This window comes from Arcobacter vandammei (assembly GCF_016106035.1).
In the GTDB taxonomy this organism is placed as follows: domain Bacteria; phylum Campylobacterota; class Campylobacteria; order Campylobacterales; family Arcobacteraceae; genus Aliarcobacter; species Aliarcobacter vandammei.
Map to the genome: position 1 here is coordinate 1 of NZ_JADKPZ010000010.1, position 12,689 is coordinate 12,689.

Annotated in this window: 11 protein-coding genes and 1 other RNA gene; 8 read left to right on the forward strand and 4 right to left on the reverse strand. The window is 28.9% G+C overall.

Features of this window, described 5'->3' with window-relative positions:
- Positions 1 to 171: 171 nt before the first annotated feature.
- The 3 genes from IQC44_RS11765 to ssrA all read right to left on the reverse strand — a co-directional run bounded on the left by IQC44_RS11765 (position 172) and on the right by ssrA (position 3,212).
- A complete protein-coding gene (locus tag IQC44_RS11765; RefSeq protein ID WP_198305571.1) occupies positions 172 to 1,095 on the reverse strand; it encodes an AEC family transporter in 924 nt (307 codons plus the stop codon).
- Positions 1,096 to 1,163: 68 nt separating this feature from the next.
- Positions 1,164 to 2,615, reverse strand: coding sequence for an acetyl-CoA carboxylase biotin carboxylase subunit (locus IQC44_RS06670; RefSeq protein WP_198305572.1), 1,452 nt, complete (start codon positions 2,613 to 2,615; stop codon positions 1,164 to 1,166).
- Between the two features lie 197 nt (positions 2,616 to 2,812).
- Positions 2,813 to 3,212: a transfer-messenger RNA gene (gene ssrA / locus IQC44_RS06675) on the reverse strand.
- Between the two features lie 108 nt (positions 3,213 to 3,320).
- Here ssrA and IQC44_RS06680 point away from each other — a divergent pair.
- The 7 genes from IQC44_RS06680 to def all read left to right on the forward strand — a co-directional run bounded on the left by IQC44_RS06680 (position 3,321) and on the right by def (position 10,558).
- On the forward strand, positions 3,321 to 4,529 hold the full coding sequence (locus tag IQC44_RS06680; protein WP_198305573.1) for a saccharopine dehydrogenase family protein: 1,209 nt from the start codon (positions 3,321 to 3,323) through the stop codon (positions 4,527 to 4,529).
- A gap of 246 nt (positions 4,530 to 4,775) precedes the next feature.
- A complete protein-coding gene (nspC, locus tag IQC44_RS06685; RefSeq protein ID WP_198305574.1) occupies positions 4,776 to 5,918 on the forward strand; it encodes a carboxynorspermidine decarboxylase in 1,143 nt (380 codons plus the stop codon).
- Positions 5,919 to 5,934: 16 nt separating this feature from the next.
- Positions 5,935 to 6,885: a polyphosphate kinase 2 gene (ppk2, locus tag IQC44_RS06690; RefSeq protein WP_198305575.1), complete on the forward strand. Its 951-nt coding sequence runs from the start codon at positions 5,935 to 5,937 to the stop codon at positions 6,883 to 6,885.
- Positions 6,882 to 8,027, forward strand: coding sequence for a polyphosphate kinase 2 (ppk2, locus tag IQC44_RS06695; RefSeq protein ID WP_198305576.1), 1,146 nt, complete (start codon positions 6,882 to 6,884; stop codon positions 8,025 to 8,027). Before ppk2 (IQC44_RS06690) ends, ppk2 (IQC44_RS06695) begins: the two co-directional genes overlap by 4 nt.
- A gap of 102 nt (positions 8,028 to 8,129) precedes the next feature.
- A complete protein-coding gene (gene tig, locus IQC44_RS06700) occupies positions 8,130 to 9,431 on the forward strand; it encodes a trigger factor (protein ID WP_198305655.1) in 1,302 nt (433 codons plus the stop codon).
- A 16-nt stretch (positions 9,432 to 9,447) separates the two neighbouring features.
- Positions 9,448 to 10,032, forward strand: a complete 585-nt coding sequence (clpP, locus tag IQC44_RS06705; protein WP_198305577.1) for an ATP-dependent Clp endopeptidase proteolytic subunit ClpP — start codon at positions 9,448 to 9,450, stop codon at positions 10,030 to 10,032.
- Between the two features lie 10 nt (positions 10,033 to 10,042).
- Positions 10,043 to 10,558: a peptide deformylase gene (gene def, locus IQC44_RS06710; protein ID WP_198305578.1), complete on the forward strand. Its 516-nt coding sequence runs from the start codon at positions 10,043 to 10,045 to the stop codon at positions 10,556 to 10,558.
- 8 nt (positions 10,559 to 10,566) lie between these two features.
- Here def and IQC44_RS06715 read toward each other — a convergent pair whose 3' ends face one another.
- Positions 10,567 to 10,941, reverse strand: a complete 375-nt coding sequence (locus IQC44_RS06715; protein WP_198305579.1) for a hypothetical protein — start codon at positions 10,939 to 10,941, stop codon at positions 10,567 to 10,569.
- Between the two features lie 114 nt (positions 10,942 to 11,055).
- On the opposite strand from IQC44_RS06715, the gene IQC44_RS06720 reads away from it, so the two are divergent.
- A complete protein-coding gene (locus IQC44_RS06720; protein WP_198305580.1) occupies positions 11,056 to 12,567 on the forward strand; it encodes a YifB family Mg chelatase-like AAA ATPase in 1,512 nt (503 codons plus the stop codon).
- Positions 12,568 to 12,689 lie beyond the last annotated feature (122 nt).

Below are 12,689 nucleotides of genomic sequence, written 5' to 3' on the forward strand. Positions count from 1 at the left end.
TGGAGTGAGATTTATCCTCAACTTTGTATATTTTTCAGTGAAATTATGGAAAAATACACAAAGTAAGAAAATGGGTTAAAGGTGGTTTACACAGTTTAATTTATGGTCCCAATTTAAATAAAATAGTTGGGATTTCTCTAGCTCTTTTTGGGCTTTATATAAAAAAAGAGTTTAGTTCATATACCAATATAAAATCAAAGGTATATAAAATAGAGAAATAACAGTTGAGATAAATAGTGCAACACTCATCACTTGTGGTTTTACATTTAGCAAAGTTGCTACTGTTACAGTATTTCCTGCAAGTGGCACAATAGAAAACAAAAACATAACAGTATAAAGCCCATCATTTAAAAAGCCAATATAGTTTTTGTCTATAAAAATAAAAGCCAAAATAACAACTGGCCATAAAATAAATTTTATAAACATAGCATAAGAGATAAATTTTATATCAAAAGCTCCATTTGTTCGCATATGTTCAAGTCCCATTCCAACTATCATCATACCTAAAACTGTATATGCTCCTTTTAGATATTCATTGTAGTTTGCAAAAACTTCTGGAAGTTTAATTTCAAGTAAATTGCAGATAATTCCTAAGATAAAAGCATATAAAACTGGAAGTTTTAGCACTTTTTTAAGGCTTTGTTTTGCACTAAAATTCCCTTTTGCTGTTATATAATAACCAACAGAGTTTTGATATAAAAGTGAAGCTAAAACAGTGAAGATAAAAACATCTACCATACTTTGCTCTAAAAATAAAATTGCTAGAGGAATACCTATATTTCCAGTATTTCCTGTTGAAGTGCTAAAAGCCAAAAGATTTGCCGTGTTATCGCTATAAATTTTTTTGAAATATGCCAAAAGTATGAAGCTCAAAATTGAGCTAAACAAAAAGAAAAATATAGGTAAAAAAAGTATTGAAGCAGTAAGTTTTACATTTAGTGCAGCATTAAAAATGATTAAAGGAGATAGAAGATATAGCAAGATTTTTGCTACTGTTTCTTTGTCGCATTTTAAAAAATAAGTGCTTAGAAATCCTAAAATAATACTTATATATAAAGGTATTATTTTTCCTAAAAGTGTAAAAAAGATAGACACAAAAAACCTTTAAAAATTTTAAATATGGAAAGGATTATAACTATTTTAAGAGCAATAAGCCCTTAAAATTAGTGTCTTGTTTGAATGTTTTTTGAGTTAATAGTAGCAATTAATTTTTTTAAGTTTTCTACTTTTTCTTCTTCTTCGTGGATATTATCCTGACTATGTAAAGTAAAAATATCCATTTTTGTATCAAGATAGTTTGTAGTAAAAATACCGTCTTTGAAATCTTGATCTCTTACAATTTCTCTATGAAGTGGGATATTTGTAGGGAAACCTTCGATATAGAACTCATCTAAAGCTCTTTTTGCTTTTTTAACAGCTCCTTCCCAGTCAATTGCCCAAACAATTAGTTTTCCTACCATTGAATCATAATTTGGTGGAACTTTGTATCCTGTATAAAGTGCAGAGTCAAGTCTAACACCTGGACCTCCTGGAGTTAAGTATTTTTCAACTGTTCCTACAGATGGCATAAATCCTTTTAGTGGATTTTCAGCATTTATTCTAAACTCAATTGAGTAACCTCTAAAGTTTATCTCTTCTTGTAAGAAAATCATCTTGCTACCCTCAGCAATTTGAATCATTCTTTGGATAATATCAACTCCCGTGATAGTTTCAGTTACAGGATGCTCAACTTGAACTCTTGTATTCATCTCGATAAAATAGATGTTATCATCTGGATCAAGTAAAAATTCAACTGTTCCTACACTTTCATAACCTAGTTTGAACATAGCTTTTGTAGCAATTCTATATAGCTCTTTTCTAGCTTCATTGTTTAAAAGTGGAGATGGTGCAATTTCGATAACTTTTTGGTGTCTTCTTTGAATAGAACAATCTCTTTCACCTAAATGTAGAACATTTCCATATTTATCAGCAATAATTTGAATTTCAATATGTCTTGGATTTTCAACATATTTTTCAATAAATGCTTCACCTCTTCCAAAATATTTTTTAGCTTCATTTGAGGCACTTTCAAATAGTTCTTTGAAGTCTTTCTCTTCTCTTACTATTCTCATTCCTCTTCCACCACCACCAAATGCAGCTTTGATAATTACAGGAAAACCAATCTCACGAGCTATTTTTGCACCCTCTTCAATATCAATAATTGGCTCATCAGTACCCTCAAGAACAGGAACTCCAACTTTTTTCATAGCTACTTTACTAGCCATTTTATCACCAAAAAGTTCTATATGCTCTGGTTTTGGACCAATAAAAATAATACCATTTTCTTCACAAGCTCTTGCAAAATCAGCATTTTCACTTAAAAAACCATATCCTGGGTGAATTGCATCACAATCAGATTTTTTTGCAATAGAGATGATTTTTTCATAATCTAGGTATGCTTGAACAACATCTCCTAAAATAGGGTAGCACTCATCTGCTTTTTTTACCCAAATACCATCTACATCAACTTCAGAGAAAATAGCAACACTTTGAATTTCAAGCTCTTTACAAGCTCTTATAATTCTTAGTGCAATCTCTCCTCTATTTGCAATAAGTACTTTATTAATCTTTTTCATATACTCACCTTTTAAAAAATTATTATCGAAATTTTAGAGTATTTTTTAGATTTATTCTTCTTAATTATTGTTAATTTTATAGTTGGATATTGCTAAAAATATTATTGTTAATATTAAATAATAATAAAGTTTAGAAAAGCCTACAAATATATAATTTTGAAGAAGATTAGATAAATTAGAAAAGTATCAAAAAGTATTGGTGGAGATGTGCGGGATCGAACCGCAGTCTTAAAACAGATCATAGAAGCGTCTACATGTTTAGCAAAGTTGAAAAATTTCGCTTAATACCAACTCAACTTCCAAAGGCAAGTAAAAAGCTAAGATTTGAAAATTTCTCTTTAAAATCAAATCAACCTTTTAAAGATAATCTATCTGTTGTGAACCTACATTTGTCTACCTAGATAGAATTAGTAGTGTAAGTCTCCGTTAGACTCAAGCCCTAGAGCGAGTCAAAAGTAAGTTAAACTTACGCAGCTTTAGCGTAAGCTGGAGCGTAATTTGTGTTATTTGCGTCTAAAAAAAATGAACCGCGTAACGGCATGTTCAGGCCGACATGCAACTAAAACTCACTGCTCTAATCGATACCAAGTCATCCCCATGAATTGTAGTGCAATGATATATGAAAAATTATTAAAAGAAACTTCAATCATTTATTTTATATATTAAAGTGTATAATATAGAAATAATTATTTATGGAGAAGATTTATGGCTAAAAAGGGTATTTTAATTATTGGTGCTGGTGGAGTAAGTAGGGTTGCTACGACAAAATGTGCAATGAATATTGATACTTTTGAAAAAATTACTTTGGCATCAAGAACATTAAGTAGATGTGATGAAATTGCAAATGATATTTTAAAAAATCAAGGTGTAAAAATAGATACAGCTCATGTAGATGCAGATAGTGTTGATGAGCTTGTTAAATTAATAGAAAAAGTAAATCCAAAAATGGTTTTAAATGTTGCTTTGCCTTATCAAGATTTGACAATTATGGATGCTTGTACAAAATGTAAAGTTGATTATGTGGATACTGCAAATTATGAGCACCCAGATGAAGCAAAATTTGAGTATAAAGAGCAGTGGGCAAGAGATAACCAGTTTAAAGAAGCAGGTGTTATGGCACTTCTTGGAAGTGGATTTGACCCAGGTGTAACAGGTGTATTTTGTGCTTATGCACAGCAAAATCTTTTTGATGAGATTCACTATATAGATATTATGGATTGTAATGCTGGAGATCATGGATACGCTTTTGCTACAAATTTTAATCCAGAAATAAATCTTAGAGAAGTAAGTGCAAATGGAAGATATTGGCAAAGAGATGATAAAGGTGTTGGGCAATGGATAGAGACAAAACCACTAGAAATAAGAGTTGATCATGATTATCCAGAAATTGGTGTAAAAGCATCATATTTACTATATCACGAAGAGCTAGAGAGCTTATCAAAAAATATCAAAGGCTTAAAAAGAATTAGATTTTTTATGACTTTTGGAGATAGCTATATACAACATATGAACTGCTTACAAAATGTTGGAATGCTAGGAATTGAACCAGTAATGCATAAAGGAGTTGAGATTATTCCAATAGAGTTTCTAAAAACTCTACTTCCAGATCCTGCAAGTTTAGGACCAAGAACAGTTGGTAAAACAAATATTGGTTGTATAATTGAGGGAATTAAAGATGGAAAACCAAGAAAAGTATATATCTATAATATTTGTGATCACCAAGAAGCATATAAAGAAACAGGTGCACAAGCAGTAAGTTATACAACAGGAGTTCCAGCGATGATTGGAAGTAAGTTGTTATACAAAGGTATCTGGAAAAACACAGGTGTATTTAATATAGAAGAGTTTGATGCACAACCGTTTATGGATGAACTTAACACTCAAGGTTTACCTTGGAAAATCCTTGAACTATAAAATAAAAGTAAAAGATTAATTCTTTTTTCCAAAAACTTCGTTTACAAAAAGACAAGAATTTAGTCATTTACTATTAGTAAACTCCTAAATTCTTACTTTTCAAGCCTTGTTTTTGAAAAAAATCTCTTAATCTTTTTAAGAATAAAATTTTTTTATTTTAAATTCTTAATTTTGAAAAAACATTTTAAACTTTCTATCTGTTTTTATTGAAAAATAGATAAAAACTTTAAATATTTAGGAAAAAATATGGAAAATAAAATATATAAAACTCTTGAAGAGCTTCCAAGTCCAGCATTTGTTTGTGAAGAAGAGCTGCTTGAAAAAAATTTGAAACTTCTAAAATATGTGCAAGATGAAGCAGGAGTTAAAATTCTTTTAGCCCTAAAAGGTTTTGCTATGCACTCAACTTTTGATTTATGCAAAAAATATTTACAAGGGTGTTGTGCTTCTGGACTTCACGAAGCTATTTTAGCTAAAGAAAAGTTTGGAAAAGAGGTACACACTTATAGTCCAGCTTTTAAAGATGAAGAGATAGATGAAATTATAAATCTTTCTCACCACTTAGTTTTTAACTCAATAAACCAAGTAAATAGATACAAAGATAAAGCTTTTGGAAAAGTTTCAATGGGACTTAGAATAAATCCAGAATATTCAAGTGTTGAGGTTGATTTGTATAATCCTTGTGCACCATTTTCAAGAATGGGAACAACAAAAGCAAACTTCGATGAGAGTGTATTACAATATTTAGAAGGTTTACATTTTCATGCACTTTGTGAGCAAAATGTAGATGCACTTGAGGGTGCTTTGAGTAAATTTGAAGAGAATTTTTCAAAATATTTTTCAAAATTAAAATGGGTTAATTTTGGTGGTGGACATCATATAACAAGAGCTGATTATGATGTAGAAGGTTTAATAAAACTTTTAAAAGCTTTTAAATCTAGGTATCCACATTTGGAGGTTTATATGGAACCAGGTGAAGCTATTGGATGGCAAACTGGTTTTTTAACAGCAACAGTTTTAGATGTTTTTGAAAATGGTATGAATTTAGCAATTTTAGATACAAGTGCAGAAGCACATATGCCAGATACTCTTGCAATGCCTTATCGTGCAGCAATTAGAGGTGCTGGAATGCCAAATGAGAAAAAATATACATATAGATTGGGTGGAAACACTTGTTTATCAGGTGATATAATAGGTGATTACTCTTTTAATGAGCCACTAAAAGTAGGGGATAAAATCATCTTAGAAGATATGATTCACTATACAATGGTAAAAACAACAACATTTAACGGGATTAAATTACCAGCAATTGTTTTAAAAACAAAGGAAAATAGTTATAAAATAGTTAAAGAATTTGGTTATAATGATTACCAAATGAGACTTTCATAAATATTAGGAGATAAAAATGGGGCACGATAGAAGTTTATTAAAGCATACTTTTGAAGATAAAGTTGTAATAGATACTGAAGAAAATATAGAGCATGGAAAGGACAAAAAGAGAAAAAGAAAAGATTTAGAAGAGAAAATAGAAGATGGAGAACAAAAAGTTCAAGTTTGGGTTAAAAAAGATACTTTGGAGTATCAAAAGGAACTAACTCTTTTACAAATTGAACTTTTAAAACTTCAAAATTATGTAAAAGAGAAAGGTTTAAAAGTTTTAATAATTTTTGAAGGAAGAGATGCTGCTGGAAAAGGTGGAACTATAAAAAGAGTAACAGAACATCTAAACCCAAGGGGAGCTAGAATTGTTGCTTTAGAAAAACCAAATGAAGATGAGAGAACACAATGGTATTTTCAAAGATATATTAACCATTTACCAAGTGCAGGAGAGATGGTTTTATTTGATAGATCTTGGTACAATAGAGGTGGAGTTGAGCCTGTTATGGGCTTTTGTACAAAAGAACAACATATGCAATTTTTAAGAGATGTTCCTAATTTTGAAAAAATGTTGGTTGAAGCAGGAATTATTTTATTTAAATTTTATTTTTCTGTTTCAAAAAAAGAGCAAGAAAAAAGATTTAAAAAAAGAGAGACGGATTTATTAAAACAGTACAAACTTTCTCCAATAGATCAAGAATCACAAAAAATGTGGGATCAATATACAGCAGCTAAATACTCTATGCTAATGGCTTCTCACACACCAACAGCTCCTTGGACAATTGTAAAAAGTGATAATAAGAAAAAAGCTAGATTAAATTGTATGAAATACATTTTAAATAGTATTAATTATAGTAAAAAATCAAAAGATGAGTCTTTGTTTAAAATAGATAAAAAAATAATTATAAATGGTTCTGTTGAGATTGAGAATATGGAACAAAAACATCAAGCCTCAAGGGTAGAAAAAGGCGACATATGAATTTGAATGAGTTTGATAAAACAGCTACAGTTGGGCTTTATGTTTCAAGAGAAGAACACTCAACTTTTGGTAAAAAGTTTATTGCAAGATTTCAACATGATAAAAAAAGATATGTTAAAGTTTTGGGATACTCAAAAAAAGATAATTTGACTTTACAAAAAGCTGTTAAATTATTTGAGGATTTTAAAACAAAAGTTACAAATGTATCTGAAAATAATTTTGTAAAAGAAGAAGTAAAAGCTCAAAATACAAAAATAATTCATAAAAATAATTTAAAATTAGATGAAAATTTAAAAGCATTGCAAGATGAAAATTTGTATTTAAAAACTCTTTTAAAAGATTACAAAAAACTAAGCCAAGATGTTTTAGAAGAGGGAATTCAAAAAATATATGATTTACAAAGTTTAAAACCTTATCAAATAGAGCTTATTAAACTTCAAGATTGGTTGGAAAAAGAGAATAAAAGAATGATTATTATCTTTGAAGGAAGAGATGCTTCAGGAAAAGGTGGAGCTATTAGAAGAATTACAAGATATATGAATAATAAGCATTATAGAGTTGTAGCTCTTGGAAAACCTACTGAAACTCAAAGAAATCAGTGGTTTTTACAAAGATATATAGAACATTTTCCAACAGGTGGAGAAGTAGTTTTATTTGATAGAAGCTGGTATAATCGTGCTATGGTTGAGCCAATTTTTGGTTTTTGTACACCAGAAGAGCATGAAATTTTTATGGAAGATATTGTAAATTTTGAACAAGATTTAGTAAGACAAGGAATGATTTTAATTAAACTATATTTTTCTGTTTCAAAAGAGGAGCAAAAAAGAAGATTTGATAGAAGAATTCACGACCCTTTAAGACAATGGAAATTTTCAGAAGTTGATATGCAAGCTCAAGATTTATGGGATGAATTTTCTGAGAAAAAATATGAGATGTTAAGAAGAACAACTTCAAGATCTGCTCCTTGGCATATAATAAGAAGTGATGATAAACATCTAGCAAGATTAGAAGCTTTAAAAATCATTTTAAATTCTGTTGATTATGATGGAAGAAATTATAGTTTAAATTTTGAAGCAAATGAAAGTATAAATATCTCTGTTCAAAGGGAACTTCTACAAATGAGAAAAACAAAAGATTATTAATCTTTTGTTTTTTATTTTAAATCTACAAAAAACACTTTAAAGAAAAGCCTTATTAAAATTTAGATAAAATATTTGCTAAAATTAAAAATCGGAGTAAATTTGATGGAATTTAAAGCAAATAGAGTTGATGAAGCAAATGTTGAGATAAAAGCAACACTTTCAAAAGAGTTAATAGAAAAAAACTTAGATAAAGTTGCAACACAAGCAGCTAAAACTATGAATGTTCAAGGGTTTAGAAAAGGAAAAGTTCCTGTTGCAGTTGTAAAACAGAGATATGCAGATAAGTTACTTGAGGATGCACAAGGTGAAGCTATTAGAAAAGTTTTAAATGAAGGTTTAAAATTACTTGAACTTAAAAATGAGGATTTAATAGGAGAGCCTAGTATCTCTAAATTCGATAAAAAAGAAGATGGAAGTGTAGAGTTAGAAATTTCAGTTGCTTGTAAACCAAGTATTGAATTAGGTGATTATAAAGCACTAGTTCCTGAAGTAAAAACTATTGAAGTGGGAATTGAAAAAATAGATGCAAGATTAACTGAAATTGCAAGTCAATCAGCACCATTAGAAAAAATTGCTAGAAAAAGAGCTGCAAAAGATGGTGATTATGCTGTAATTGATTTTGAAGGTTTTGTTGATGGTGTGGCATTTGAGGGTGGAAAAGCTGAAAAATATCCATTACAATTAGGTTCAAACTCTTTTATTCCAGGATTTGAAGAGCAAGTTATTGGTATGAAATACGAAGAGCAAAAAGATGTTGTTGTTACTTTTCCAAAAGAGTACCAAGCAAAAGATTTAGCTGGTAAAGAGGCTGTATTTAAAGTAACTTTACACGAAATTCAAGAAAGAGTTGCAGCTGAATTAAATGATGAGTTTGCACAAAAAATGTTACCAAATGAAAAAGATGTAACTTTAGATACTTTAAGGGAAAAAATTAAAGAGCAAATGATAGCAGGTGAAAAAGCTACTTATTATAGAGATGAGCTAAAACCAGTTTTCTTAGAAACTTTAGTTGAAAAAATAAACTTTGCTTTACCAAAAACTGTAGTTGAACAAGAAGTTAATTTTGCATTAAATAATAAAATCAGATCTATGAGTGAAGATGAAATTAATGAGTTAAAAAATGATGCTTCTAAAGTTGAATCTATTAGAGAAGAGTTAAAAACAGATGCCACAAACTCTGTAAAAGCTACATTTATTATTGATGCTTTAGCAAAAGCTGAAAGTGTAGAAGTAAGCGATCAAGAAGTTTCTCAATTATTATATTTTGAAGCACTTCAAATGGGACAAAATCCACAAAATGTATTAAAACAATATCAAGAAGCTGGATATTTACCTGCAATTAAAATGTCAATTATTGAAGAGAAAGTTATCTCTAAACTATTTGATGAGAAATTAGCAAAATAATTTTAGGAAAAATAATATGAGTTATATACCATATGTAGTTGAAAAAACTGGTCGAGGAGAGAGAAGTTACGATATTTATTCAAGACTTCTAAAAGATAGAATTATCATGTTAAGTGGTGAAATCAATGATGCTGTTGCTTCAACTGTAGTTGCTCAGCTTCTATTTTTAGAAGCTGAAGATCCTGAAAAAGATATATATTTATATATAAACTCTCCAGGTGGAGTTGTAACTTCTGGTATGTCAATTTTTGATACTATGAACTATATTAAACCTGATGTTTGCACTATTTGTATCGGTCAAGCTGCTTCTATGGGTGCATTTTTGTTAAGTTCTGGAGCAAAAGGTAAGAGATACTCACTTCCAAACTCAAGAATTATGATTCACCAACCTTTAGGTGGTGCTAGAGGACAAGCAACAGATATTCAAATTCAAGCTAAAGAGATTCAAAGATTAAAAGATACTTTAAATAGTATTTTAGCTTCTCAAACTGGACAAAAATTTGAAACTATTGAGAAAGATACAGATAGAGATAATTTTATGAGTGCAGATGAAGCTTGTAAATATGGTCTTATTGATGAAGTGATTGTAAAACACAAATAAAGAATAGAAGATGATTAGAGAAATAATTACATATCCAAATAAATTGCTTAGAACAAAATCAAGTGATGTTGAAAAGTTTGATATTGAACTTCATACTTTACTTGATGATATGTATGAAACTATGATTGAAGCAAAAGGAGTTGGACTTGCAGCTATTCAAGTTGCAATTCCACTTAATATTTTAATTATAAATATTCCAAATGAAGAAGATATTCAAGATAAGAATGAGTTAATTGAGGCAATAAATCCAAAAATAACTCATAAAGATGGAGTTCAAGTTTATCAAGAAGGGTGTTTAAGTGTACCTGGATATTATGAAGATGTAACTAGAGCAAATCATATTATTGTTGAATATTATAATAGATTTGGAGAGAAACAAACTATGGAAACAGAAGGCTTTTTAGCTGTTGCTTGGCAACATGAAATGGAACATTTAGAAGGTCATGTTTTTATAGAAAATCTATCTTTTACAAAAAGACAAAAGTTTGAAAAAGAGTGGAAAAGAAAATTAAAAGAGAAAAAATAATTTCTCTTTTAAATACCTTTTTTCAATATATTTATTATTAAAATAAGTAAAAAACTATTTACAAATCCCCAAACTATCCAAAAAAACAGCTTTTCAAATTTAGTTCCAAAAATCTCTTTGAAATTATAAGGACAAGCTTTTATTGCAAGATAAAAAAATATTGCAATAGATACTAAAAAACTATAAATATTTACTTGAGCAAAAAGAAGAGTTACAAATGAGAAAAAAGGTGCAAAAACAGTAAGTGCAAAAAATTTACCATATTTTTTTCTTTTTGTTGTTCCATTAAAATATCCTACTGTAAAGCCACAATTAGGGCAAATAGTTCCCATTCTTGATAATATTTCAGCTTCACAATCAGGACAATTCATAAGTTCTGACATATAAAAATCCTATTTTTATTTTATTATATCAACTAATCTTTTAAATAAATGAAATTAAAAGTGCAATTTTTTATAAATAATTATATATAATTAAATAAATTATTTAGGTCTTATATGAAAATAATAAAATCAGCAGTTCAAGATTTAATAGATGCAACAGTTGTTGAAGTAGAAGCTAGTTTTACAAAAGGGATGCCAAGTTTTACAATTGTTGGCTTAATAAGTACGAGTATTACTGAATCCAAAGATAGAGTCAAATCAGCTCTTCTAATAAATGACTTTAAATTCCCTCCATTAAAAATAACGATAAATTTATCACCTTCTGAAATAAATAAAAAAGGAACACATTTTGATTTAGCAATAGCACTTCAAATAGCACTTTTTGATGAAAAGAAAGTTGATTTTTCTGATTATTTCTTTTTTGGAGAGTTGGCTTTGGATGGAACAATAAAAGATACAAGTCATATTTTTGCAATTGTTTTATCTCTAGCAAAGAAAAATTTGTTAAAAAAAGTTGTAGTTTGTAAAGATAGTGCTGAAAAATTGGTAAATATTCCAAATATTGAAGTATTTGTTGTAAATAGTTTAAATAGTGCAATGGAGTTTGTAAAAAGCTCTGAGAAAGAGAAGTTTTTATATAAAAAAGAGCAGAAAAAATATAAAGAGCTAGAGATAAATGGTGAAAAATATTTTTATGATACAAACTATATTGATGATTTTAAGGATGTTTTAGGTCAAGATATGGCTAAGTTTGCAGCATTAATTAGTGCTGCAGGAAACCATAATTTAATTATGGAAGGAAGCCCTGGATGCGGAAAATCTATGATAGCAAAAAGATTGCAATATATTTTAGCTCCTATGAGTTTGGATGAAATTTTAGAAAAAGCTAAACTTCAAGCACTTGATTTTAAAGAAGTAGATTTTTCGCCAATAAGAGCTTTTAGAAATCCTCACCATTCAAGTACAAAATCATCTATTTTTGGTGGAGGAAGTTCAAATGCAAAAATGGGAGAAGTTGCTTTATCTAATAGTGGAATTCTGTTTTTTGATGAATTACCACATTTCCCTTCTAATATTTTGGAAGCTTTAAGAGAACCTCTTGAAGATTATAAAATCTTAATTTCAAGGGTAAATAGTAAAGTTTTGTATAGTACAAAGTTTATTTTTGTTGCTGCTATGAACCCTTGTCCTTGTGGAAATAAGCTATCAAGTATGAAAGAGTGTAGATGTAATGAGATGGAGATACAAAGATATAAAAATCGTTTAAGTGAACCATTTTTGGACAGAATTGATCTGTATTTAGTAATGAATGATAGTTTTAATGACAATAAAAATATTGTAAATTCAGCTGAACTACATAAAAGTGTAATTGAAGCATTTATTAGGCAAAAGCAAAGAGGTCAAGTAGAATTAAATGGAAAATTAAGTGATGAAGATATAAAAAAATATTGCATACTTGATGATGAAAGTAGAGATATTTTGGAAAAAGCTAGAGTAAATTATGCTCTATCTTTTAGAAGTATAAATAAGGTTTTAAAAGTCGCAAGGACAATTGCTGATATAAATGGCAATGAACTAATCACAAAAAGTGATTTATTAAAAAGTTTAAATTTTAGAAGAAGATAAAAATTATCCTTGACAAATATAAAAAAAATAAATATACTTACAATCTAATTACAAAAAAGGAGAGTCATATGAAAATATTTGATATTTTTAAACACAATTTCATTAAAAGTGTAAACTCTCTT